Source organism: Mycobacterium sp. SMC-8 (genome assembly GCF_025263565.1).
Lineage (GTDB): Bacteria > Actinomycetota > Actinomycetes > Mycobacteriales > Mycobacteriaceae > Mycobacterium.
In genome coordinates this window covers 5333102-5358930 of the sequence record NZ_CP079865.1, presented here as the reverse complement: position 1 = coordinate 5358930, position 25829 = coordinate 5333102, and the positions used below count along the sequence as shown (strand labels likewise).

16 protein-coding genes and 1 pseudogene are annotated in these 25829 nt (G+C 67.3%); 8 read left to right on the top strand and 9 right to left on the bottom strand.

All coding sequences use genetic code 11. From position 1 onward, the window contains the following. Nucleotides 1-67: 67 nt before the first annotated feature. Entirely contained in the window at nucleotides 68-1297 is a 1230-nt protein-coding gene (locus KXD97_RS25810; RefSeq protein ID WP_260753452.1) for a cytochrome P450, read from the bottom strand. A 694-nt stretch (nucleotides 1298-1991) separates the two neighbouring features. Here KXD97_RS25810 and KXD97_RS25805 point away from each other — a divergent pair. After that, entirely contained in the window at nucleotides 1992-7118 is a 5127-nt protein-coding gene (locus KXD97_RS25805; protein WP_260753451.1) for a Calx-beta domain-containing protein, read from the top strand. On the opposite strand, the gene KXD97_RS25800 is transcribed toward KXD97_RS25805, so the two are convergent. Beyond that, nucleotides 7115-7780 carry a response regulator gene (locus KXD97_RS25800; protein ID WP_260753450.1) on the bottom strand — a complete coding sequence of 222 codons (666 nt, stop codon included), beginning with the start codon at nucleotides 7778-7780 and terminating at the stop codon, nucleotides 7115-7117. The two genes, KXD97_RS25805 and KXD97_RS25800, sit on opposite strands and share 4 nt — an antisense overlap. Next, nucleotides 7773-9320 carry an ATP-binding protein gene (locus tag KXD97_RS25795; protein ID WP_260758154.1) on the bottom strand — a complete coding sequence of 516 codons (1548 nt, stop codon included), beginning with the start codon at nucleotides 9318-9320 and terminating at the stop codon, nucleotides 7773-7775. Before KXD97_RS25795 ends, KXD97_RS25800 begins: the two co-directional genes overlap by 8 nt. A 169-nt stretch (nucleotides 9321-9489) precedes the next feature. Between KXD97_RS25795 and KXD97_RS25790 the strand changes: the two genes are divergently transcribed. The 4 genes and pseudogenes from KXD97_RS25790 (at nucleotide 9490) to KXD97_RS25775 (ending at nucleotide 12928) form a co-directional block, all read left to right on the top strand. Then, entirely contained in the window at nucleotides 9490-10479 is a 990-nt protein-coding gene (locus KXD97_RS25790) for a tripartite tricarboxylate transporter substrate binding protein (protein ID WP_260758153.1), read from the top strand. Then, entirely contained in the window at nucleotides 10476-10997 is a 522-nt protein-coding gene (locus KXD97_RS25785; RefSeq protein WP_260753449.1) for a tripartite tricarboxylate transporter TctB family protein, read from the top strand. Before KXD97_RS25790 ends, KXD97_RS25785 begins: the two co-directional genes overlap by 4 nt. Next, nucleotides 10997-12536, top strand: a pseudogene (locus tag KXD97_RS25780) (tripartite tricarboxylate transporter permease). Before KXD97_RS25785 ends, KXD97_RS25780 begins: the two are co-directional and overlap by 1 nt. Further along, nucleotides 12533-12928, top strand: a complete 396-nt coding sequence (locus KXD97_RS25775) for a universal stress protein (protein WP_260753446.1) — start codon at nucleotides 12533-12535, stop codon at nucleotides 12926-12928. The pseudogene KXD97_RS25780 and the gene KXD97_RS25775 overlap by 4 nt, the downstream one beginning before the upstream one ends. A 6-nt stretch (nucleotides 12929-12934) precedes the next feature. On the opposite strand, the gene KXD97_RS25770 is transcribed toward KXD97_RS25775, so the two are convergent. Both KXD97_RS25770 and KXD97_RS25765 read right to left on the bottom strand, forming a co-directional pair. Next, the gene (locus KXD97_RS25770; RefSeq protein ID WP_260753445.1) at nucleotides 12935-14092 is read right to left on the bottom strand and encodes a hypothetical protein; all 1158 of its coding nucleotides are present in this window, start codon (nucleotides 14090-14092) and stop codon (nucleotides 12935-12937) included. Beyond that, nucleotides 14085-15032 (bottom strand): metal-dependent hydrolase, encoded by a 948-nt coding sequence (locus KXD97_RS25765; RefSeq protein ID WP_260753444.1) that lies wholly within the window; start codon nucleotides 15030-15032, stop codon nucleotides 14085-14087. The genes KXD97_RS25770 and KXD97_RS25765 overlap by 8 nt, the downstream gene beginning before the upstream one ends. 105 nt (nucleotides 15033-15137) lie before the next feature. Here KXD97_RS25765 and KXD97_RS25760 point away from each other — a divergent pair, with 105 nt between their 5' ends. Beyond that, on the top strand, nucleotides 15138-15764 hold the full coding sequence (locus KXD97_RS25760) for a TetR/AcrR family transcriptional regulator (RefSeq protein WP_260753443.1): 627 nt from the start codon (nucleotides 15138-15140) through the stop codon (nucleotides 15762-15764). 4 nt (nucleotides 15765-15768) lie between these two features. On the opposite strand, the gene KXD97_RS25755 is transcribed toward KXD97_RS25760, so the two are convergent. The 3 genes from KXD97_RS25755 to KXD97_RS25745 are packed head-to-tail and all read right to left on the bottom strand — an operon-like array spanning nucleotide 15769 to nucleotide 18907. Next, nucleotides 15769-16086 (bottom strand): Rieske 2Fe-2S domain-containing protein, encoded by a 318-nt coding sequence (locus KXD97_RS25755; protein ID WP_260753441.1) that lies wholly within the window; start codon nucleotides 16084-16086, stop codon nucleotides 15769-15771. Then, nucleotides 16083-18551 carry a nitrite reductase large subunit NirB gene (gene nirB, locus KXD97_RS25750; RefSeq protein WP_260753439.1) on the bottom strand — a complete coding sequence of 823 codons (2469 nt, stop codon included), beginning with the start codon at nucleotides 18549-18551 and terminating at the stop codon, nucleotides 16083-16085. Before nirB ends, KXD97_RS25755 begins: the two co-directional genes overlap by 4 nt. A gap of 2 nt (nucleotides 18552-18553) precedes the next feature. Then, the gene (locus KXD97_RS25745; protein ID WP_260753437.1) at nucleotides 18554-18907 is read right to left on the bottom strand and encodes a molybdopterin oxidoreductase; all 354 of its coding nucleotides are present in this window, start codon (nucleotides 18905-18907) and stop codon (nucleotides 18554-18556) included. 209 nt (nucleotides 18908-19116) lie between these two features. Here KXD97_RS25745 and KXD97_RS25740 point away from each other — a divergent pair, with 209 nt between their 5' ends. Continuing rightward, nucleotides 19117-20559, top strand: coding sequence for a NarK/NasA family nitrate transporter (locus KXD97_RS25740; RefSeq protein WP_260753435.1), 1443 nt, complete (start codon nucleotides 19117-19119; stop codon nucleotides 20557-20559). 2 nt (nucleotides 20560-20561) lie between these two features. After that, entirely contained in the window at nucleotides 20562-24494 is a 3933-nt protein-coding gene (locus tag KXD97_RS25735) for a bifunctional nitrate reductase/sulfite reductase flavoprotein subunit alpha (RefSeq protein WP_260753434.1), read from the top strand. On the opposite strand, the gene KXD97_RS25730 is transcribed toward KXD97_RS25735, so the two are convergent. Beyond that, on the bottom strand, nucleotides 24473-25780 hold the full coding sequence (locus KXD97_RS25730; protein WP_260753431.1) for an acyltransferase: 1308 nt from the start codon (nucleotides 25778-25780) through the stop codon (nucleotides 24473-24475). The two genes, KXD97_RS25735 and KXD97_RS25730, sit on opposite strands and share 22 nt — an antisense overlap. Nucleotides 25781-25829: the final 49 nt, after the last annotated feature.

Below are 25829 nucleotides of genomic sequence, written 5' to 3'. Positions count from 1 at the left end.
CTCGGCCGGACCGGCGCATCTCGCGGTTGACCCTCCCTCACCGCGCAATTGGCAGACGCTGTCCAGGTTAGCGGTCACCGAAGGCGATCGGTAACGACGCGGGCCCGCTGATCCCGGTGAGGGTCTTCCACGCGCACGGTCCGTCCCTGCGGATGCCCGGCATCCGCCGTGCCATGGTGGTCAGCGCCTCGGCGAGTTCGATGCGGGCCAGATGCGCGCCGAGGCAGTAGTGCACGCCGCCGCCGAAGGTCAACATTGGGCAAGCGTCACGGCGGGTGATGTCGAACCGGTCGGGGTCGGGGTAGACGGCGGCGTCACGGTTCGCCGAGGCGGTGTTGGCGATCACCAGAGTGCCTGCAGGCACGGTGTATCCGGCGAGCTCGACATCCTCGACGGCGACCCGCACCGTGGTGAAGATGACGGGGGAGTACCGCATCACCTCCTCGACGGCCGCCGGTGCCAGCTCGGGATGTGCAGCGAGCATCGCCCACTGCTCGGGATGGTCGCAGAACACCTCCAGCGCGGCGGCGAGCTGGTTGCGAGTGGTGTCGGTGCCCGCCATCAGCAGCGTCGCCGCGAGGGTGAGCAGTTCGTCATGGGACAGGCGGTCGCCGTCGACCTCGGCACGCATCATGTCCGAGAGCAGGTCGTCGGTCAGAGACTCGCGGCGGCCGTCGACCATGTCCTCCAGGTGGGCCTCCAGCGCCCGCCAGGCCCGCACGATCACGGGTCCGTCTTCCACCACGTTCCAGTCGAAGACCTTGAAGATGTCATCAGCCCAGGCGGACAACAGATTCCAGTCCTGACGCCGGGTGCCCAGCAGCTCACAGATGACCGGGATCGGGTAGTGCCTGGCGATATCGGCCACCGCGTCGCACCGTCCGCGCCGCTCGACGCCCGAGACCAGGCCGGCGATGATCTCCGAGCAGGTGTTCCGCAGGCGCCCCGCCGCACGCGGCGTGAAAGCCTTGGCCACCAGCCGCCGTTGGCGGTGGTGCTCCTCACCGTTGAGGCTCAGCAGTCCCTTGACGACGATGTCCCACAGTTCGCCGGAGGTGACACCCTGCGCGGCGAGCGCGACTCCTTCGGGTATCCGGAAGCGGTCGTCGCGCAACACGATGCGTACCGCCTCGTACGTCAGCGCTTCGGGGCCGTGCGGCCCCATCGCGAGCGGCCCCCGGGCCCGGGCGGTGGCGATGAGCCGATGCGCCTCGGTCGGGCCGGCGGCATGCTCGTAGGCGATGGTGGGCAGATCGGGTTCGAGGATGTTCTCCGGTGCGATGTCGTGGATGGTCAAGATCGTTTCCCCTCCGGCCGTCCGGTAGCGATGGAGCGAGTCTGCGGCGAGACGGCGGATGCGTGGCCAGTGGTGGACTACCTGTTTCGGCCCGGCTCACTACGTGGCGCGCCGGAACCGGCACGGCGACCCTGAAACCGCCTGAGGGCACCCAACGGCCCAACCTGTGTCAACCAGATTTGCTGATTCTGGCCCTGAGTCCTGACCTGCGGGATCCCGGGATTTGCTTGGAGCTCCGTCGGCGAGGTCGCCATGCGAATCAGAGTGACCTTCCATGGCGATGACATTCGCTGAAATCGACGCGCCCGCGTCGATGGGAGGACGGCGGGCGAGCCGGCACTGTCCACGCGCCGAAGCGAAGCCCTTGATACCGGTGATTGCCGGCAATGAAGTTCGCTGCCCGAGAGAAGGCTCCTTGTAAAGCTGCTTTACACGCCGATATTCCGCATGCGCGCTGGATAATAAGTTTGCTTGTCTAGAAAACTGTCCAATGATCAGCTATCTCTTCAGAGGCCGGCAGCATTGCTTGACGATTCATGAACAGTGGTGTTCTATGCCTTTCGAAGTCGTCAATATCTCGTTCGGGGATGGCGATGAGTTTTGCCACAGCTGTGTCTGTGGGAGGTCCCGCATTCGACTGAGAGGGTTGCTGATGGGCTACGGGAGATTTGTCGGCCGTGTAGGTGCATTAGCTGTGGCCCTCGGAATCGGGCTGGCGGGACCGGCGGTCGCCGCCGCCGATTCCGGTGAGGACGGCACCGCCGGAGAATCGAGCACCAACGTCGGCGGCACAGGCAGTGCGGCCAGCTCCTCGAAGCCGGGCCAGGCCGACGTCGCCGATTCCTCCACACAGCCGGGCGGGTCGAACATCGACGACCCGCTCGACGCTTCGGATTCACCGGATGCAGAATCCGACGATCTCGTCTCGGACAGGGACCTCGGTGAGGAGTCCGACGGTGCGCCCACGCCGGAAGCCGGGGACGAGAACGCTGCATCCTCACGCGGCGATGTGACCGACAGCGACAGAGAACCGGTCGACTCCGCCCACCAGGAGGAGACGGACGCACGCGGCACCACCGAAGCGCCGGCCGCCCGCGACAACCTCGTCGACGATGTCACCGAGACCGACCAGCGTGATGACGTCGACCCGAAGGCCGAGGTCGACGAGCAGGCCGAGACGGTCCCGCCGGCCGCTACCGCCGAGGCTCCCACCGCCGTCACGGCGCTCGTCCGACCCTCTGCTGTAGAGAACACGTCGTCGCGGACCGCGACCACGTCCTCCGGATTGACCACGATGCTGTCCAAGTTTCTCGGGCTGCTGGGCATCGGCGCGTCGGCGACCAACAGCGGCACCCCGCTGCCGACCTTCGAGTTCGTCACCGTGGTCCTCGGTGCCATCCGCCGCGAGATGGACCGACTGTTCGCCAACAACGGTCCGACGGCCGCGTTGGCCTGGTCCACGCAATCGCAGCCTGGTGTGGTCACCGGTTCCGTGACCGCGTCAGACCCGGAGGGAGACCGGCTGGTCTACACCGTGGTGCAGGCACCCACCAGGGGCACCGTCACCGTCGACAGCTCGGGCAATTTCACCTACACCGTCGATCCCGTGCTCGCGGTCGCCGAGGGTACCGACAACTTCGTCATCCAGGTGCGTGACACCGGCTTTCACCTGATCTCGGTGAACCCCACCAGGGCTCGGGTCCCGGTGGCGATCACCGTCGACGGGACCGGCGTGCTCACCCGGACGACCTCCGAGCGCGGCACCAGCGCCGTGGCGGCCGCGGGTGGCGCCACGTCCGGCACGATCCACCACGTCACCACGTCCGGGCCCGACATCGTCGGATTCGATCCTGCCAGAGACAAATTGGATCTCGGGAAGGTGTCGGTGCACAACTTCATCGTCGTCGACACCCCCGAGGGGGTCGGCTTTCGCAACCCCTGGTCCGGCGAGACCGCCGTCGTCAAGGGGGTGTCGCTGGGCCAGCTCACCGTCGACAGCTTCACACCGGTCATCAACGACCATCTCCGACAGGACCTTTCCGGCGCACTCGCCTGGGAGAACGGTGTCACTCCGCAGCCCAACACCGTCTATGCGCGATCGCATGAGGTCGGACAGATCGACAGGGTGGCTTTCAACGCGGCCACCGACGTCGTCGATTTCCGCTACTTCGGCACTCGTGAACAGCTGTACATGTCCGACACCCCCGAAGGCGTCGTGATCTCCAATGCCGGCACCGGCCAGGCGCTGATTCTGCAAGGTGTCAAGAAGAGCCGGCTCACCGCGAGCAATTTCATCTTCCACAACGCTCAGGTGCGCGAGGACCGGCTCAACCAGCAGCTGGGTATCGGAACGGTGCCCGAGTCGCAGATTCGGCCGCAGGGTGTTCCGATGGCGGGTACCGACAACTGGCCGACCACCACGGGCAACGGCCGGCCGCCCGCCGGCGAAACCGGGACCACCACAACGATTTCCTGGCAGTACGGAAGTCACACCACGCTCGACTTCGACCCGTCCGAGGACAAGCTCGACTTCGGCTGGTTCAAGGCCCACGAGTTCGACGTCACCGAGGTCGCCGGCTCCACCCGCATTGCGATCACCGGAAACAACCAGTCCTACACCCTCACCGGTGTGGCCATCGGCGAGCTGCAGACGAGCAACATCGTCGCACTCGACGACGGTGCGAGGACCAGGTGGAGCAACCTCATCTACAGTGCGGGGCAGCCTGTTTCGTGGCCGAGCCTGTCGGTCAGCGACGGCAGCGTCTCCGAGGGCAACTCCGGGACGTCGACGATGAACTTCACCGTCACGCTGTCGAAGGCGTCCACCGAGACGGTCACGGTCAGTTACAGCACGAGCAACGGCACCGCCACCGCGGCGGGTGGCGACTACGCCCCGGCGGTCGGCACGCTGACGTTCGCTCCCGGAGAGACGATCAAGGCCGTCACCGTCACGGTCAACGGCGACGCCCTCGTCGAACTCGACGAACAGTTCATGCTGACGTTGTCCTCCCCGCGCAACGCGACCATCGCCGACGGCAGCGGTGTCGGCACCATCGGCAACGACGACGTCGATCAGGCGCCGGCCACACCGCCGACCGTGTCCATCGCCGACCTGTCCGTCACCGAAGGCAACGGCGAGCACAGCCATTTCATGTTCGTCGCGACCCTGAACAAGGCGTCGACGGAGACAGTGACCGTCCGCTATGCCACCTCCAACGGCACCGCGATCGCCGGCCTCGACTACAGCGCGACCTCGGGCACCATCACCTTCGCGCCCGGGGTGACGTCGCAACTGGTGCACGTCGACGTGGTGGGGGACAGCGCCGTCGAGGGCAACGAGACCTTCTTCGTCACGCTGTCGAACCCGACGGCCGCCACCATCGGCGACGGTTCGGCGACCGGGACGATCCTCGACGACGACACCGTGACACCCGGCGCCGGCGGCGTCAACTCCGGTAACCCCGGCGACGCCCTCTGGGGTGAGGCGTATTTCGCACCCTACGTCGACATGGGTGCGTGGCCGGTGCCGGATCTGCTGGCCATCGCCCGGAACTACGGAACGTCGCTGATCACCCTCGGTTTCCTGCAGGCGACGCCGGACGGCAAGCTGGCGTGGGCCGGGTTGTCGGCTCTCACCCCGGATTCCGACTTCGAGCAAGCGAAGGCGATCAACCAGTCGATCGCGGCGCTGCAGGCCGCCGGCGGCGATGTGATGATCTCCCTGGGTGGGGCGTCGGGAACCAGCCTGGCGCAGTGGTACGCCACCCGTGGGCTCAGCGCTCAGGCACTGGCGACCGCGTACGGCGGCATCGTCGACACCTACCACCTCAACCGCATCGACTTCGACATCGAAGGCGCCGCGGTGGCCGACCAGGCGTCGATCGCGCTGAACGCCCAGGCGCTCAAACTGCTGCAACAGCGAAAGCCCGACCTCGAGATCTGGTACACCCTGCCGGTGTTGCCCACCGGGTTGACCGCCGACGGCCTCAACGTGGTGCGCGCCGCGCTGACCGCCGGTGTCAAGCTCGACGGCGTCAACGTCATGGCGATGGACTACGGTGAGTCGGCCGCGCCTACCAGCGGGCCGAACGCAAAGACCATGGGCGCCTACGCGATCCAGGCGGCAGAGTCGACCCACGCCCAGCTCTCGGCGCTCTACACCCAGCACGGGCAGAGCTTCGGCTGGAACCAGCTCGGCGTGACGCCGATGATCGGCGTCAACGACGTCACGACCGAGGTGTTCACCGTCGCCGATGCGCAGGCACTCGAAGACTTCGCCCGCGCAAAGAATCTCGGAATGCTGTCGATGTGGTCGGTGAACCGCGACAAACCGGGCAACCTCGGCCAGGCCACCACCAACACCTCCGGGACCAACGCCCCCGAGGGCAGCTTCAGCAACGTGTTCAACGACTACGGCACGGTGAATCCGGTGTCCGGACCCCCGCCGGCGATCTCCATCGCCGATCTCGCGGTGGCAGAAGGCAACGGAGATCACGCCCATTTCATGTTCGTCGTGACCTTGGACAGGGCGTCCACCAACGCGGTCACGGTGCGCTACACCACCGCCAACGGCACCGCGACCGCCGGCGTGGACTACACCGCGGCCTCGGGCGTCATCGAGTTCGCCCCGGGCGTCACGTCGCGCACCGTGCACGTCGACATCGTGGGTGACACCGTAGCCGAACCGAGCGAGACGTTCACCGTGACACTGTCGAGCCCGACCGGGGCGACCATCGCCGACGGCACCGCCACCGGCACCATCACCGACGACGACGGCGGTACCACCCCGACCCCGGGCAATTCTTCGGTGACGTACGTCGTCAACGACAACTGGGGCTCGGGCTTCGTCGCGTCCGTCAGCGTGACCGCCGGAACATCCGGGTTCAACGGTTGGACGGTGGAATTCGATTCACCGGCGCAGATCAGCAACATCTGGAACGCCGAGATCGTCAGCCAGGTGGGCAATCACTACGTGGTGCGCAACGCCTCCTGGAACCCCAAGGTCGCCGCCGGACAGACCGTCGAGTTCGGCTTCCAGGCATCCCCGGGCGGTGCCACGGCGACGGCCACCAACTTCGTGGTCAACGGGATGCCCGCCGACGGTCAGGGCCCGGCCCCGGTGGTGTTGCCGAGGGTTTCGATCGCCGATGCCAGTATCACCGAATCCAACAGCGGCACAAAGAACATGGTGTTTGTGGTGACCCTGGACAAGGCGTCGGCGTCGCCGGTGAGCATCGCCTATGCGACGTCGAACGGTTCCGCGACCGCCGGAAGCGACTTCACTGCGATCTCAGGTGTACTGACGTTCGCCGCCGGTGCGACCACCGCGCAGATCACGGTCCCGATCCTGGGCGACACGGTCGTCGAGCAGAACGAGACGTTCACGCTGACCCTGTCGAACCCGGACGGGGTGACCATCGCCGACGGTTCCGCGGTCGGCACCGTCACCAACGACGATGTGGCCACCACCCCGACACCGGGCAACTCGTCGGCGGCTCTGATGGTCAACGAAAACTGGGGTTCGGGCTTCACCGCGACCGTCACCGTGACGGCCGGGTCGGCCGGACTGGACGGCTGGACAGTCGAATTCGACACCCCGGCGCAGATCAGCAACATCTGGAACGCCGAGATCGTCAGCAGGGTCGGCAACCACTACGTGGTGCGCAACGCCTCCTGGAACCCCACGGTGGCGGCGAACCAGACGGTCAGCTTCGGCTTCCAGGCGTCCCCGGGTGGTGCCTCGGCGACGGCCACCAACTTCGTCGTCAACGGGCCTACTTCAACCGGGACCGGCACCAGCGTCGACCGGGTGATCGTCTAGCCGGCGATGCGGTACCGGCGCTCCGGCCGACCCACCCCGTACTGCAGTCGCAGTTCCAGCACTCCGGTGCCGAGGTAATGCTCCAGGTAACGGCGCGCGCTGACCCGCGAGATCCCCACCAGGTCGGCGCATTCGGCCGCCGACACCTCACCGGCGTCGCGTACGGCGGTCAGCACCATCTCGCCGGTCTCTGCGCCCAGACCCTTCGGGAGAGCCTTGGCCGCCGCGACAGCCGGGCCGCCGAACAGCGCATCGATGAGCGTCTGGTCGGCCCCGCTCGCCGACTGCAGTGCGTCGGCGCGTGCGGCATAGGCCCGCAGCTTGGTCTCCAGTTGCGGGAACTCGAACGGTTTGATCAGGTAATCGGTCGCGCCGCCGTCGAGCGCACCGCGCACGGTGTCGAGCTCCCGCGCCGCGGTGATCATGATGACGTCGACGCGATCTCCCTCGGAACGCAAGCGCTGCAGCACTTTCAGTCCCGTCATGTCCGGCAGGTACACGTCGAGCAGGATCAGCTGCGGACGCAGCTCCCGCGTCGCGGTCAACGCCTCTGCTCCGGTGCGGGCGACACCCACGGCGCGGAACCCGTCCACCCGGTCCACGAAGCGGCGGTGAATCTCGGCCACCATGAAATCGTCATCGACGACCAGCACATCACGCATGGGGCGCCACCGCCTTCAGCCGTACCAGGAAGCGGGCCCCGCCGGCCGGGGCGTCGCCGACCTCGATCGTGCCGCCGTGCTGCGCGGCCACCAGCCGCACCAGTGCCAGGCCGATGCCCCGGCCGCCGGGGACCTCGGGTTTGGAGGTGACCCCGCGGGCGAAGATGGCTTCGCGAAGATGCTCGGGCACACCGGGTCCGGAGTCGAGCACCGAGACCACGAGCCCGTCGCGATCGTCGATGCACACGGTCACGGTGGCCTCCGGTGCGCCCACCGACACATCGACGGCGTTGTCGATCAGGTTGCCCAGCAACGTGATCACGTCGGTCGCCAGCGCCGGGTCGAGCGCCTGCAGGTGCGAGTCCGGGTCCAGCCGCAACGACACCCCGCTCTCGGCGGCCAGCGATGTCTTGGCGATCAGCAGCGCCGCCACCGCCGGATCGGAGATCCGTTGCGTGACGGCGTCACTGATCTCGGCGCGCCGTCGCGTCAACGTGCCCACCAGGTCACGGACCGCGTCGTACTCGCCGAGTTGCACCAGTCCGGAGATCGTGTGCAACTGGTTGGCGAATTCGTGGGTCTGGGCGCGCAGGGTGTCGGTGACGCTTTTGTGCGACGACAGCTGTCCCTGCAGTGCGGCGAGTTCGGTGCTGTCCCGCATGGTGATCACCGTGCCGATCCGCCGGCCCTGACTGGTCGCCGGCCGACGGCTCAACGCCAGCACCCGCGTTCTGGTCGCGATGACCGTGTCCTGCTCGGTGTCCGCGGAGACCAGGAAGGCCACCACCGCCGGGTCGATCCCGACGGTGTCCACCCGTTGCTCGACCGCGTGTTGGGGTACGTCGAGCAGATCCCGAGCGCCGTCGTTGAGCAGCGTGATCTCGCCGTCGTTGTTCACCGCGATGACGCCCTCCCGGATGCTGTGCAGCAGCGCTTCCCGGTGGTCAGCCAGGTTTGCGATCTCGGCCACCTCCAGCCCGCGCGTGTGCCGCTTGATCCGCCGCGACAGCAGCCAGGACGCCACCAACCCCAGCGCCGCCCCCAGCCCGAGATAGACCAGCAGGCGCTCCCCGGCGCCGCTGAGCAGTGCCCATGTCGACGGATACCGTTGGCTCACCGACGCGATGGCCAGCACGTCGCCGTCGGTGGACAGCACAGGCACCTGGCCGACCAGGCTGTGCGTGCCGTCGACGTCGGCATCGCCGAACCAGGCTCGCCCCTCGTCGGCGCGGCTGGGGCCCAGATCGACCCGCGCGCCGATCCGCGACGGATCCGAGGATGCCCGCACGGTGCCGTCGGGTCCGAGGATCTCGGCGAGCGTGGCGCCGGACAGCGCGACCGCCCGGTCCACCTCCGGGGCCAGGGTGCGGGCGGCGAACGGGTCGTCCGGGTGTTGTTCGCTGCGCTCTCGCACGATCGGCGTCGACGCCATGTTCTCGGCGACGGCGATCATCCGTTGCCCGCGCACATCACGGAATTCGCGCTCGGATTGCGCGACCGACACCGCGGCGACGGCGACGAGCACCACGGCCACCACCATCAGCTGGAACACCAGGAACTGCCCGGCGAGGCTACGTCCCGCACCAGGCCGGCGACCGCTGACGGCATGTTCTTAATGACCACTACTTCCTTTGCGTTCATATCGGTGACGTGGGTCACGTCCGGGGTCCAGTATTGCCGAGCACCACAACCAAGCGATGGGGGACGACATGTTCGCATCCAGCCGGCGCGGCGCGATCGTCGGCGTGGTCGTCGCCGTGATCACCGCGCTGCTGCTGTCCGGCTGCGGGGTCACCCGCGGCGAGCAGACCAGTCTGCACCGTCTGCGAATGATGGTGCCCAACAGTCCGGGCGGCGGCTATGACCTCACCGCCCGCACCGCGGTCAAGATCATGGAGGACGAGGAGATCACGGGCCGCGTCGAGGTGTTCAACGTCATCGGCGCCGGCGGCACGGTGGCCATGGCCCGATTGATGAACGAACGCGGCAACGGCGACCTGATGATGATGATGGGCCTGGGCGTCGTCGGGGCCACGTTCACCAATGGTTCGGCGGCGCGGGCGTCGGACGCGACGGCGCTGGCCAAGATGGTCGAGGAACAGGAGGGGATCCTGGTCCCGGCCGATTCGCCGTTCCGGACGGTGCAGGACTTCGTCTCCGCGTGGAAGGCCGACCCCGCGAAGGTGACCGTCGGCGGTGGGTCCAGCCCGGGCGGTCCCGACCACCTGTTCCCCATGGAGACCGCCAGGGCGGTCGGGGTGGACCCGACGAAGGTCAACTTCGTGTCCTACGACGGCGGCGGTGATCTGCTCACCGCATTGCTGGGCAACAAGATCGCTGCGGGCACCTCGGGGCTCGGGGAGTACGTCGACCAGATCGAGTCCGGCCAGGTGCGGGTGCTCGCCGTTTCCGGCGACGAGCGTGTCGAGGGTGTCGACGCGCCCACGCCGACCGAGGCCGGCATCGACCTCATGTTCACGAACTGGCGCGGAGTGATTGCCCCGCCGGGGATTTCAGACGAGGACCGGGCTGCGATGGTCAGAATCCTCGAGGAGTTGCACGCCACGGATGCGTCGAAGGAGGCGCTGGTGACGAACGGGTGGAGTGATGCGTTCATGACCGGGGAGCCGTTCGAGGCATTTCTGAGCGAACAGGACCAACGTGTCGAGACGACCCTGACAGACCTGGGGCTGGTATGAGCACCGAAATCGAAACCGAGACCGCGACGTCGCGCCGCCCCGACTACGCCCAATATGTCGTCTGCGCGGTGATGGTCGCGGTCGGCGCGTTCCTGATCTACGACGCGCTGTCCATCCCCGGCGGTTACGCCGAGGTCGATCCTGTTGGCCCACGCCTGTTTCCGATCGTCATCGGCGTCGGTCTGCTGGTGATGGCGGTCGTGCTCGCGATCGCCATCCCGCGCGGGTTGACAGGCGAGGCCGAAGCGGGGGAGGACATCGACCCCGACATGCCCAGCGACTGGCGCACCGTCGGCCTGCTCGTCGGCCTGTTCGTCATGCTGATCGTGCTCGTCGTGCCGCTGGGTTGGGCGATCGCCGGTGCACTCTTCTTCGCCGGCTGCGCGACCGTGCTCGGGAGCAGGCACTACCTACGCAACGTCGTCATCGGCGCCGTGTTGGCCGTCGGCAGCTTCTACGCGTTCTACTCCGGGCTCGGCATCCCGCTGCCCGCAGGCATTCTGGATGGGATTCTGTAATGGAGAATTTCGACTGGCTCATGCAGGGGTTCGCCGAAGCCGCCACCCCGATGAACCTGCTGTACGCCGTGATCGGCGTCCTGCTGGGCACCGCTGTGGGCGTGCTGCCCGGCATCGGGCCGGCGATGACGGTCGCGCTCCTGTTGCCGATCACGTACAACGTCAGCCCCAGCTCGGCGTTCATCATGTTCGCCGGCATCTTCTACGGCGGGATGTACGGCGGGTCGACGACGTCGATCCTGTTGAACACCCCGGGCGAATCGTCGTCGGTCATCACCGCGATCGAGGGCAACAAGATGGCCAAAGCCGGCCGGGCCGCGCAGGCGCTCGCCACGGCGGCGATCGGATCCTTCGTGGCCGGCGCCATCGGCACCGCGCTGCTCGCGGCATTCGCGCCGGTGATCTCGCGGTTCGCGGTCACCCTCGGCGCGCCGTCCTACCTGGCCATCATGCTGTTCGCCCTCGTCGCGGTCACCGCGGTCCTCGGCTCGTCGAAGATGCGCGCCCTGATCTCGCTGCTGCTCGGTCTGGGCATCGGCATCGTCGGCATCGACTCGCTGGGGCCAGCCCCGTGCCACCTTCGGAATCCCGCTTCTGAGCGACGGCATCGACATCGTCGTCATCGCCGTCGCCGTCTTCGCCGTCGGCGAAGCGCTCTGGGTTGCAGCACATCTACGGCGCCGGCCCGCCGACGTCATTCCGGTCGGCCGCCCGTGGATGAGCAAGCAGGACTGGGGCCGGTCGTGGAAGCCGTGGTTGCGCGGCACCGCGTTCGGGTTCCCGTTCGGTGCGCTGCCCGCCGGCGGCGCCGAACTGCCGACGTTCCTCAGCTACATCACCGAGAAGAGTTTGTCCAAGCACCCCGAGGAGTTCGGCAAGGGTTCCATCGAGGGGGTGGCGGGACCGGAGGCGGCGAACAATGCCTCGGCCGCAGGGACTCTGGTGCCGATGCTGTCTCTGGGTCTGCCGACCAACGCCACCGCCGCGGTGATCCTGACCGCGTTCGTCTCGTACGGCATCCAGCCGGGTCCCACGCTGTTCGACAAGGAACCACTGCTGATCTGGACGTTGATCGCGAGCCTGTTCATCGGCAACTTCCTGCTGCTCGTGCTCAACCTGCCGCTGGCGCCCCTGTGGGCCAAGCTGCTCCGCACGCCGCGGCCATACCTGTATGCAGGCATCCTGTTCTTCGCCACACTGGGCGCGTTCGCAGTGAATCTGCAACCACTGGATCTGGCCCTGTTACTGATCTTCGGATTGATGGGCCTGATGATGCGCCGCTTCGGACTGCCGGTGTTGCCGTTGATCATCGGTGTCATCCTCGGTCCGCGCATCGAGCGTCAGCTGCGCCAGAGTCTGCAGCTCGGCGGCGGCGATTGGGGCAGCCTGTTCACCGAGCCCGTCGCGATCATCACCTACGTGCTGATGATCCTGCTACTCGCCGCTCCCCTGGTGCTGCGGCTCATGCATCGCAGCGAGGAGACGCTGCTGGTGGTCGAAGACGACAGGGATCAGAGGGAGAAGGCGGCCCAGCAATGACGGTCATCGTGGGATACACAGCCGACCCGTTCGGTCACGCGGCACTGGAACACGGCATCGCCGAGGCCAGGCTTCGTGACACCAGCGTGGTCGTCATCAACGCCACCTCGGGGGAGTCCTACGTCGACGCGCGATTCGCCGACCGATCCGAGGTGCAGGACGTCCAAACCCGGCTCGCCGAGTGCGGAGTGCGTTACGAGCTGCGCCAGCCGGTCGGGGTGGACGCGGCCGAGGAGTTGCTGACCGCGGTGGAACGTGACGACGCACAGCTGCTGGTAGTAGGCATCCGTAACCGCAACCCGGTCGGGAAGCTGCTGCTCGGCAGCGTCGCGCAGAAGGTGATCCTCGAGTGCCCGAAGCCGGTGCTGGCGGTCAAGCCCGACGAGGTGTGATCACGGTCAGGACCCGGCGCTGTTCGCCGGCACAGTCGTCGACTGGTTCACCGACGTGCCGCGCCGAGTCGCACTCCACGCCGCCGCAAGGCTCAGCCCGGCGATCACGAAGCACAGCACCGTGTACCAGAGGCTCCCGGTCGGGTCGCCGGCTGCGGTAACCCCGGCACCGGCCGACAGGTAGGCAGGCAGCGCTGCAGCCCACAGCGCGGCCATCACCACCAGATATGCTGCGGCGTAACCGAACATCAGGTGAGGAGCATCCGCGCGCACCGCTGCAGTGTCGCCGCGCCGGCACCACTGAACCAACAGCACCGGGATCGCGACGACGCTGATGACGACCAGTTCCAGGGCGTAGACCACCCCGCCCACGGTGGTGCTGCCCGAGATCGCGGCCGCCAGCGTGGCGGGCAGGGGCAGGATGACGGTGCCGACGGAGGCGAGGATGCCGACCACGATCGTGCGCAGGACGATCTGTGAGGGCCGCAACCGCCGCCCCTGGTCCACATGTCGGCCGACGAAGAACTGCACGCACAGCGCCAGCGACATCGGCCACAGCGTCGCGAACACCACCACACTCGGCAGCGGCACCGCTTCGAAGAACGGCTGGTTCAACGGATGCTCCAATGTCCATTCCCACCAGCGCAACTGGGGACCGAGGTGGTCGAAGATCTCGTAGAACGCGTGGTGGACGAAGCCGACGCAGACAGCGCCGACGAGCGTCCCGTAGCGGCGAAACACTCCGAGCGTCCGCACGATCTCGAACGCCACCGTCGCCATCATCGGATAGATCGCGATGATGTAGAGCGGTAGCCGCCCCCAGAGGAACTCAACGGTGAACACGTTGTGCGCGAACATGGTGTCGACGTGCTCGGCGATGCCGAACGCGCCGGGAAAGTACAGCGGTGGCTCGATGATGAGCAGATAGGCGATCGCGCCGAACCACAGCACCAGGTTGGTCGGGTCGTTGTGCCTGCGCAGTCGCGCAATCGCGTACAGCAGCGCCAGCACCGCGCCGACGACGATCGTCACCTCGAGCACCGGCAGTGTCCAGTTTTCCAGCGCGAACGGATTGCGGAGTTCGACGAGCCCGCCCGCGGTGTCGCACGAGAACCCCAGCCGGGCCGCCAGATCGGCGAAGGTGGGGGTGCACAGGTCAGACATCGGCGGCCTCCTTGACGGTCTCGCGCTCGGTGGCCGTGTACCACTGGGTCACGTCGTAGCCGGCGTCGTAGCGGTCGAACCACTCCTGGGCGAGCTCGGGCAACTTCTCGTGGGCCGGATCGTGGCCGGGGATCTGACTGCGGATGACACCGTTGAGCGCGACGAGTTGCTCACGCAGCGGCAGATGGCTGAACGCGTTCGCGAACGGGCCGTCATAGGGTGCGTCGATGAACGGAAGACGTTGCAGCAGCGCTTTCTTGCGCCGGTGGAGACGGAACGTCGACATTGCGTCGACCGTGCGCTCCGCCAGCGGCACGTGCTGGTTGAACTCTTCGGAGACCAGCCGGATGATCCCCATCACGTGCTTGAAGATCGACGGCGCCACCCGCATCCGGTACCACGGATCGTCGACGACCGCGTCGTAGATGATCAGCGCCGAGCTGCGGTGTTCCACCTCCTCGACGAAGTGCCACAGGAACAGCGACGCGACCCGGTCGTCGCCGGGTGCGAACAGCGTGTCGTCGTGGTCGAGCATGAGCTTGAAGACCGGGGTGAAGGTCGCCTCCAGGTCGGCGGTGTAGGCCAGCCGGTACTTTAGCGGCGTGTTCGCCGTCAGGTCGTCGTAGGCGTCGATCACCTTGTCGAGGGTGCCTTTCAACCCCGGATAGGCCTTGATCAATCCCTTGACGTGTTGGCGGTGGGCCATCGAGTGCTGGCCCTCCTGGCGCACGAACGCGTCGGCTTCCTCGGCGACGGCCGGATCGCCGATGAGCGGCATCGCCTCCGGGATCATGGCGCCGATCATCTTCTCGAATCCGACCGCCAGGAACGACACGGCGTTGGCCATCGACGAGAACGCCGGGTTGGCCTCATTCCACAGAAACGGGACGTGATGGTTGGCGAAGGCGAAGCGCAGCTTGCGCACGATCAGGTCGGTCATCCCGGTCCTCGGCAATTCTGGAGTAATCATACATTTGTCAGGCTGTTTGTATGATTACTGCATTGCCGGTCCGGCGTCAACGCCTGTGCTAGCGTCGGTGCCACGATGGCACGCAAACGCCGAGGTTGGGGCGGTGATCCGCCCGCCAGCGACTCCGAAGCCGCGCAGCGCATCGTCGCCGCAGCCGTCGACCTGATCGCCGAGACCGGCGCCGCCATCACCATCGCCGAGGTCGCCGAGTCGCTCGGGGTGATCCGGCAGACGGTGTACCGGTACTTCCCGACCGCCGACGAGCTCATGCGCGCGGCTGCGATCGCCTCCGTCGACGGGTTCCTCGATCAGCTCACCGCACACGTGCGCGGAATACACGATCCCGCGGACGCGATGACCGAAGGCGTCATGTTCACCCTCGACGCCGTGGTCACAATCCCGCACCTGGCGATCCTGCTGTCGGCGCCGAGCTCGGCCGCGCGGCCCAGCGAGGTCGCCTCGGATCTTGCGCGGGATTTCGGCATGCGCATGATCACCCGGTTCGACGTCGACTGGGCGCGTTACGGTTACGACGACGCGGCGTTGAGTGACCTGGTCGAGTTCACCCTGCGGATCATGTTGTCGTTCTTCGTCGCGCCCAACCACGCGCAGCGTCCGACCGACGAGCTACGCCGCTTCCTCAAACGCTGGCTCGGGGGCGCGATCCTGGCTCAGCCGCCGTCGGGTGGCCGACCTGCGTAACTCGTCAGCGAAGGGTCAGCTGGATCATGCCGTCCACGGCCTCGACCGGATAGCTGCGCACGGACAAGTCGGTGCCGGAAACCTCGGCACCCGAAGCCATGTCGAAGGTGTGGCCGTGCAGAGGGCACACCACCACGCAGTCATCGGTCAAGCCGTCGGCCAGTGGCCCGCCCCGGTGCGGGCACACCGCGTCGACGGCACGCAAGGATCCGTCCCGCAGGTGGAAGACTGCGATCTGGGTCCCGTCGATGGAGTACGTGCGGCCTTCGCCGACCGGGATCTCGTCGACGCGACCGATGGCGCTGCCGGCCCCGACGCTCATCGCACCGGAACCTGGGGGAGCGGCAGTAACGGCAGCGATGACCGGAACTGACCGGCCGACACCGGCTCCCGGCCGTCCTGCCACGGATCACGGTAGGCGTCCACCGACTTCTGCATCCGCGCGTCGAGCCCCTCGGCCAGACCCTCGGCATCGTCGACGACCACCGCGCGGATGTGATCGATACCCACCCGGGGCACCCACTTGTAGGTGCGCTCAAGCCAGTTCGCGCTTTCGCGGTAGTACTGAAGGAACCGGCCGGTCAGCGTGATCACCGTCTGCGGGTCGTCGACGGTCGCGAGCAGGTCGCCCTTGCGGATGTGCGCCCCTGCCGCGCCGCCGACGTAGATCTCCCAGCGCCCACCGTCGACAGCCACGACACCGAGGTCCTTGCACAACGCCTCGGCGCAGTTGCGCGGACACCCCGTAACAGCGAGCTTCATCTTCGCCGGACTCGCCAGCCCTTTGTACCGTTCCTCGATCGCGATGCCCAATGCCGTCGAGTCACCGACCCCGTATCGACAGAAGTCGCTGCCCACACAGGTTTTCACGGTCCGGAAGCTCTTGCCGTACGCATACCCCGACGGCATGTCGAGGTCCGCCCAGACCGCCGGCAGGTCCTCCTTGCGTACGCCCAGCAGGTCGATGCGCTGGCCGCCGGTGCACTTGATCATCGGGATTTCGTATTTCTCGGCGACATCGGCGATCCTTCGCAGTTGCGCGGCGCTGGTCACCCCACCCTTCATCTGCGGCACCACCGAAAACGTGCCGTCGCGCTGGATGTTGGCGTGCACACGGTCGTTGATGTAGCGGGCGTCGCGTTCGTCGACGAACTCGTCGGCCCACATCGTTTCCAGCAGCGACGCCAGCGCCATCTTCGATCCCGCGTCCTCCTTGCCGTCCGGCGCGAGGGCGGCGAACACCGAAGACACCGAATGCAATCCGAGCTCCCGGATGTGTCGCATCAGTGTCGGCTTGTCGTACGGGATGCCGGGCACGTACCACGACGCCGACGGATCCTCGGTGACCGCACCGCCGGCGGCCCACTCCACGACCTGGCCGACCAGCTCCTTGCACGAGCCGCAACCCTTGCCCGCCTTGGTCTTGGCCATCACGCCACTCACCGACGTCTCGCCGCCGCGAACGCAGGACACCAACGCGCCCTTGGACACGCCGTTGCAGTTGCACACCTGCGCGTCGTCGGCCAGTTCGGCCAACCCGACACCCACCTCCGGCGTGCCGATGTCGAACATCAACGACACCCGCTCGTCAGGCAGCGGCAGCCCGCTGTCGAACGCCTGCGTCAGGAACGACACCTTCGACACGTCGCCGACGAGGGTGGCGCCCACCAGCTTGCCGTCACGGATCACGACGGTCTTGTAGACGCCGTGCCGGGGTTCGGCGTACTGCACGAACTCGTCGTCCGGGCGTTCCGGCGCCTTCACGCCCATCGACGCGACGTCGACACCGGCTACCTTGAGTTTCGTCGCCACCCGTGACCCGTGATAGGCCGAGGCGGGGTTGGCCCCGGTGAGATGGTCGGCCAGCACCTTGGCCTGCTCCCACAGCGGCGCGACGAGCCCGTATACCTGGCCGCGGTGCTGGGCGCACTCGCCGACGACGTAGACGTCGTCGTCGTCGATCGAGCGCATGTGGTCGTCGGTGACGATGGCGCGCTCGACGGTCAGCCCGGCCCGCTGTGCCAGCCCGACATTGGGGCGGATGCCGGCCGCGATCACCAACATGTCGCAGTCCAGTCGCGTGCCGTCAGAGAACAGGACACCCCGCAGCCTGCCGTCCTCACCGATGCTCACCTCGGTGGTGCGCTTGTCGGTGTGCACCCCGATTCCGAGATCCTCCACCGACTTTCGCAGGATCGCGCCGGCCGGGTCGTCGAGCTGGGCGTTCATCAAGGTGGGTCCGGCGTGCACCACGTCGACGGTCAGCCCGCGCTTCTGCAACCCGCGCGCGGCTTCCAGGCCCAGCAGCCCGCCGCCGATCACCACGGCTTTGGTGCGGTTGGCGGCCTCGGAGATCATGGCCGCGGTGTCGTCGAGAGTGCGGAAGCCGAACACCCCGTCGGCCAGCGTCTTGTTGTCGGCCCACAGCCCGGCCATCGGCGGGAAGAAGGAACGGCTGCCTGTGGCCAGGATCAGCTTGTCGTAGTGCAGGGTGGTGCCGTCGTCGGCGTGCACCAGATGGGCGAACGTGTCCAGGCGCACCACGCGCACACCGGCACGCAGGTCGATGCCGTGGTCGGTGTACCAGTCCAGCGCGTTGAGATAGATCTCCGCGGGATCGTCCATTCCGGCAAGCACATTCGACAACAGGATGCGGTTGTAGTTGCCGTAGGGTTCGTCACCGAACACGGTGATTGCGAACGTGTCGCCGCCGCCGCGTGTCAGCACTTCCTCCAGGGCGCGGACGCCGGCCATGCCGTTGCCGACGACCACCAGACGCTGCGCCACCGCTACACCTCCACCAGGCCCAGGTCCACGATGACCGTGCCTTTCAGCCCCTCTGGCGCGGCGACGTACAGCTCCAGCACGGTGTCGGCGAGCAGGTCCTCCACGACGCGCAGCGCGACATGAGTGGCGCCCTTGGCCGCGATAGGGAAGTAGCGCATCGGGACTCCGTCGCGAAACAACACGACGGTGACCATCTGCTTGGTCGAGTTTCCGCCGCGGAAGTAGACCGGCTGCGTCGTGGACCCGGCCGGGACCACGTAGCGCAGCGCGTCGTCGAGCGGTACCGGCTTGTCGTAGCCGTTGCCGTCGAAGCCGAATGCGCCTTGCAGGAATCGTGGCGCGCTTCCGTCGGTCATCTCTGCTCCTCGCACGAGCGCTCGTCGGTCATGTCTTGAAAGTTAAGAGCGCCGTGTTTCGGGATCGTTTCTCCCACGGGTCACCTGTGAATCCCTGCGATCACAACCCGAACCCCTCACCGTGAGTGCTGCCGCGGTGTGAGGGCGAGTTTTCACCCCGGTCATCGAGGTGCAACGGATGCGGAATGACCTGGCCTTTCACTGGGTCCATGGCGAAACGAACGCGCGACATCGAGCGCCCGCGCCGGAGGCGCGACATCCAGCACTGGGATCCTGAGGACATCGAGGCCTGGGAGTCCGGTGGCAAGGCGATCGCGAAACGGAACCTGATCTGGTCGATCGTGGCCGAGCACGTCGGCTTCTCGGTGTGGTCGATCTGGTCGGTGATGGTGCTGTTCATGCCGCAGGACGTGTACGGGATCGACGCGGCGGGCAAGTTCTACCTCGTCGCCGTGCCCACCCTGGTCGGGGCATTCATGCGGATTCCGTACACCATCGCGCCCGCGAAGTTCGGCGGCAGGAACTGGACCATCGCCAGTGCGCTGCTGCTGCTGATCCCGACCCTGCTGACGCTGTACTACATGAAGAACCCGGCGTCCTACACCACCTACATGGTGATCGCCGCGTTCGCCGGACTCGGCGGCGGTAACTTCGCGTCCTCGATGACCAACATCAACGCGTTCTATCCGCAGCGGCTCAAGGGCTGGGCGCTGGGACTCAACGCGGGCGGAGGGAACATCGGTGTTCCCGTCATCCAGCTGATCGGCCTGCTCGTCATCGCCACCATCGGCAACACCCGGCCCGAAATCGTCTGTGCGATTTACCTTGTCGCGATCAGCATCGCCGCGGTGGGTGCGGCGGTGTACATGGACAACTTGCGCAACCAGAAATCCAACCTCGGCGCGCTCGTCGAGGCCATGCGGTTCAAGCATTCGTGGGTCATGAGCTTCCTCTACATCGGCACCTTCGGTTCGTTCATCGGGTTCTCGTTCGCGTTCGGGCAGGTGTTGCAGATCAATTACCTGGCCTCCGGTGACACCGCCGCGCAGGCTTCTCTGCACGCCGCGCAGATCGCGTTCCTCGGTCCGCTGCTCGGCTCCATCTCACGCCCGTTCGGCGGCAGGCTCGCAGACCGGGTGGGCGGCGGGAAGATCACGCTGTACGTGTTCGTCGCAATGATCTTCTCCGCGGGCATCCTCGTGACCACCGGGATGATGGACGACGCCGCGCCCGGCGCCCCGACGGGCGCGCAGATGATCGGCTACGTCGCCGGATTCATCCTGCTGTTCGTGTTGTCGGGTCTCGGCAACGGCTCCACCTACAAGATGATCCCGTCGATCTTCGAGGCCAAGGCCCAGGGCCGCGACGACCTGAGCCGTGATGAGAAAGCCGCCTGGTCGCGCGCGATGTCGGGCGCGCTGATCGGGTTCGCCGGTGCGGTGGGCGCGCTGGGAGGCGTGTTCATCAACGTCGTGCTGCGCGCGTCCTACGTCAGCGACGCGAAGTCGGCCACCAACGCGTTCTGGGTGTTCCTCGCCTTCTACGTGGTGTGCGCGTTCGTGACGTGGTTCGTGTTCCTGAGGCTGCAGGAGCACCGTACCCACAGCGGTGAGCACATCGGCCGCGACTCCGCTCCGGTACCCGTCGGCTAGGCATGATCCGAACCGCCTGTTCCTACTGCGGGGTGGGGTGCGGCATCTCGGTGCAGACCCGCGCCGACCCCGCTACGGGCGTCCCGGTGATCGCCCGGTTGTCCGGCGACAAGCTGCATCCCACCAACTTCGGCCGGCTGTGCACCAAGGGCGCCACGCACGCCGAGCTGATGGCCGCCACCGACGGGCGGTTGACGACGGCCCTGCTGCGGCCGTCGCGCGATGCCGACCCCGTCGCCGTCGACGTCGAGGACGCGCTGGCCGAGGCCGGGGCGCGGCTGCGCGCCATCGTCGACAAGCACGGCCCCGACGCCGTCGCACTGTACGTGTCGGGGCAGATGTCGATGGAAGCGCAGTATTTGGCGACCAAACTGGCCAAGGGTTTTCTGCGCACCGTGCACCTGGAGTCCAACTCCCGGCTGTGCATGGCCAGCGCGGGCACCGGCTTCAAACAGTCGCTCGGGGCGGACGGCCCGCCCGGCTCGTACACCGACTTCGACTGCACCGACTTGTTTTTCGTCATCGGATCCAACATGGCCGACTGCCATCCGATCCTGTACCTGCGGATGGCCGACCGGCTCAAGGCGGGCGCCAAACTGATCGTCGTCGACCCGCGCCGGACCTCCACCGCCGACAACGCCGACCTGTTCCTGCAGATCCGGCCCGGTACCGACCTGGCGCTGCTCAACGGCATCTTGCACCTGCTTGTGGAAAAGGGAGCCATCGACGACGACTTCATCGCCGAGCACACGCAGGGCTGGGAGGCGATGCCGGCCTTCCTGGCCGACTACCCGCCGGCCCGGGTCGCCGCCATCACCGGCCTGGCCGAGGCTGACATCCACGCCGCCGCGGATATGATCGCCGCGGCGGGAAACTGGGTGTCCTGCTGGACGATGGGCCTGAACCAGAGCACCCACGGCACCTGGAACACCAACACGATCTGCAATCTGCACCTGGCCACCGGCGCCATCTGCCGCCCCGGCAGCGGCCCGATGTCGCTGACCGGACAGCCCAACGCGATGGGCGGTCGCGAAATGGGCTACATGGGACCTGGATTGCCGGGTCAGCGGGCGGTGCTGTCGGCCGAGGACCGTGCCTTCGTCGAAGAGCAGTGGAATCTGGCGCCGGGCACCATCCGGGCCGACGTCGGGCCGGGGACTGTCGAGATGTTCCGCCGCATCGGCGCCGGGGACATCAAGGCGGTGTGGGTCATCTGTACCAATCCCGTTGCGAGCGTGTCCAATCGGGATAACGTGATCGCGGGTCTGAAGTCCGCTGAACTGGTCATCGTCTCGGACGTCTACGCCGATACCGCGACCAACCGCTACGCCGACATCGTGCTGCCCGCCGCGCTGTGGGCCGAGGCCGACGCGGTGATGGTGAACTCCGACCGAAACCTCACGCTGCTGGCGCAGTCGATCCCGCCGGCCGGTGACGCCCGCCCGGACTGGGAACTGATCTGCGGGGTGGCCCAACAACTGGGGTTCGGTGACGCGTTCGACTACAAATCCAGCGAGCAGATCTTCGACGAGATCCGCCGATTCCACAATCCCCGGACGGGATACGACCTGCGCGGCATCACCTATGAGCGGCTGCGGGACACCCCGGTGCAATGGCCGTGCGCCTCGGTCGAGGTGTCCGACCGCAACCCGATCCGCTACCTCAACGACGGCATCTCGCAAGAGCTGTTCGTCGCAGCCGACGGTCACCGTCCCCGGCTGGCGTTCCCGACGCCGTCGCGGCGTGCGGTGTTCCATCCACGGCCCCACATGGACCCCGCCGAACTTCCCGACGACGACTATCCGATGGTCCTCAACACCGGCCGGTTGCAGCATCAGTGGCACACCATGACCAAGACCGGCAAAGTGGCCAAACTGAACAAACTCAACCCCGGGCCGTTCGTCGAGGTCCACCCGGACGACGCCGCCGCGCTGTCGATCTCCGACGGCGGGGACGTCGAGCTGGTGAGCAGGCGTGGGCGGGCGGTGCTGCCCGCCGTCGTCACCGAACGCGTCCGGCCGGGCTGCACCTGGGTGCCGTTCCACTGGAACGACGAACACGGCGAGAACCTGACGATCAACGCGCTGACCAACGACGCCGTCGATCCGGACTCCCTGCAGCCCGAGTTCAAGGTGTGCGCAGTGCGGCTGGTCGCGGTTCCCTTCGGTGCACCCGAACTCACCGATGACGAAAAGCTCTACCTCTCCGGCTTTTTCGCCGGCATCGAGGAGGGTCTGCCCGGCGTGCCGGTGCTGCCCGCGAAAGCTCCGCTGGGACCGCGGGTCCGGCTGTGGGTCGACGGCGTGCTGGCCGGTCGGTACTCCCGGATGGACATCACCACCGAGAGCGCGCCGGCGGACGCGCCCCTGGTGCTGTGGGCGTCGCAGACCGGCAACGCCGAGGAGTTCGCCGGGCGGGTGGGTGAGCGACTGCCGGGCGCCACGCTACGCGCCATGGACGACGTGGACCCGGCCGAACTGCCCGGGGCCGGCGAGGTCGTCATCATCACGAGCACGTTCGGCGACGGGGGACCGCCCGACAACGGCGCCGCCTTCTGGGAACGTCTCGCGTCCCCTGAGGCTCCGTCACTGGAGGGCGTGCGGTATACGGTGCTGGGCATCGGCGACCGCTCCTACGGCAACTTCTGCGGGCACGCCAAATCCCTCGACACGCGATTGGCCGACCTGGGCGCCACCCGGATGCTCGAGCGCGCCGAATGCGAGGCCTACGACGATGAGCCACTGACCGAGTGGACCGACGCGGTCGCCGGGCTCGTCGGGGCCCCCGGCCTGGCTTCTGAAAAGCCTGCAACCTCAACGTTGTTCACCAGGGCGAAGCCGATCCGGGCTCCGCTGTGCCGCAACTCGCTGCTGACCTCCGTCGGCTCGGCCAAAGAGGTGCGCCAGTTCGGCTTCGACATCAGTGAGCACGATGTCACCTACTCGGTCGGCGATTCGTTGGGCGTACACGTGGTGAATACCGACTTCGTGGTCGAAACATGGCTTACTGCAACCGGTTTCACCGGTGAGGAAGCGGTCGTCATCGACGGTGCCGAGCTGGCGCTGCGTGACGCGGTCACATCACACTACGACGTCTGCAAGGTGACGTCGGATTTGGTGCGGTTCGTCGCCGAACACTGTCCGGACGCCGCGACCGCCAAGCGGCTGCGAAACGACCGCGGGGAACTCGACAAGTGGCTGGTGAACCGCAACGGCCTCGACCTGGTCGGCGAATTCACCGTCCGCGCCGACCCGCAGCTGTGGCAGGAGGTGCTGGTGCGCCTGACCCCGCGTCAGTACTCGATCTCGTCGAGCCCGTTGGTAAGTCCGCACGAGGTGCAGCTGACCGTGTCGGTGGTGCGGTACCGAGGGACCGACGGAGGTCCGCGTGGGGGCGTCGCTTCGACCTATCTGGCCGACCTGCCGGACGGCACGCCCGTGCCGGTGTTCCTGCAACGTTCCCCGCACTTCCGTCCGCCGCAGGACCCACACACTCCGATGATCATGGTCGGCCCCGGCACCGGCATCGCGCCGTTCCGGGGCTTCCTGCAGGAGCGGCGTGCCCTCGGCCACCGCGGACCCAACTGGCTGTTCTTCGGCGACCAGCATCGCGCGCAGAACTTCTACTACCGCGAAGACCTGGAGGACATGGCTGACGACGGCTTCCTCACCAGGCTGGAGCTGGCTTTCTCGCGGGACCAGGCCAAGCGGGTCTACGTACAGCACAAGATGCTCGACCAGGGCGCCGAGCTGTGGCGCTGGCTCGACGACGGCGCACACTTCTACGTCTGCGGCGACGCCACGAGGATGGCGAGGGACGTCGACGACGCGCTGACCGAGATCATCCGCACCCACGGCCGCATGAAAGGTGAGGCTGCCCGCGAGTACAAACGCGAGATGGTCGCCGAGAAGCGTTACGTAAGGGACGTGTACTGAGAGACGCGGGGACGCGCCGCGACGCACAGGGTGCCGCCGACGAACAACGCCATCGCGACCACCGGCAGCCCACCGCCGGGCGCGAACCCGTCGGCCGACAGCAGCGCCAGCGCCAGCGCGCACGACGCGGTGCCGGCGTAGAGCAGCGCTTCGCCGACCCGCGGGGGCAGCGGGAGCGCGATGGTGGGCACCGGCGCCGCGAAGATCCGCCGCTGCCAGAACAGCAGGCACAGCAGCGCCGCGGTCACCACCGCCAGCACCAGCTCCCACTCCAGCCGGGCCAGCCACCAGGCACCGGAGCCCATCGGCGGCTGCGGCAGCAGTCCCGTCGGGTAGCCGACCAGCGTCACCACGATCACCGGCAGCATGTGCCACAGGTACAGCGCCATCACGTTGTCGTTGGCGATCCCGATGAGGCGTGGCCACGCACCGCGGGTCAGCACCCGGTTCATCACCGGCACCAGGGCCAGCAGCAGCCCGATCTGCACGGTCGCCAGCGCCAGCAGCGCCACCGACGGCGGCGCGGAATTCTCCACCCGTACGCCCGGCACGCCGATCATCGCGATCTGATACGGACCCCAGGTGACCAGCAGTGGCAGCGCGGCCGCGGCCGCAGCCGCCATCGCGACCAGTACCCTGCGCCGCAGAAGTGCGCCGTGCCAAGCGATTCCGAGCTGGTAGATCGCCGCCCAGCAGAAGAAGTAGTTCAGCGTCCGGATCTGTGGGTGGTCGGTGCTGATCCCGATCACGTCGACGATCACCACGCCCGCGGCCAGGACGGCCGGGGCCGCGAGGCCGAAGCGGCGGTGCGCGGCGACCGCGACCGGGGTCAAGGCCACCACCATCAGGTACACCGCCAGGAACCACAGATGCATGGCCACCGCCCAGCCGCCGAGCGCGAGCACCGACCCGTCGATGCCCGCGGCCAGCAGCGCCGCCATCACCACGACGACGAAGCCGGCGTAGATCGCGGTGGGCCCGAGCGTGCGCGCGACTCGGCGGCGCACCCATTCCTGGCGTGACGTCATCCCGGTGTCCCGGCGCGCCCATGACACCGCGCTCGCGTAGCCGGCGACCGCGAAGAACACCGGCACCACCTGGAAGCCCCACGTGAGCCACTGTGTCCACGGCATCAGGACCAGCGGGTTGTCCCGGCCGAACTCGCCGTCGCGGTAGGTCATCACCGACAGCAGCCAGTGCCCGATGACGACGATCATGACCGCTGCGGATCGGTAGAGGTCGAGCGCGAGCTCGCGCGCCGGTGCCTGGGCTCGGGTGGTGTCCATCGCAGCCCATTCTGCGGGTGCGGCCCCCACAAGTGGGGGAGCTGGAGAA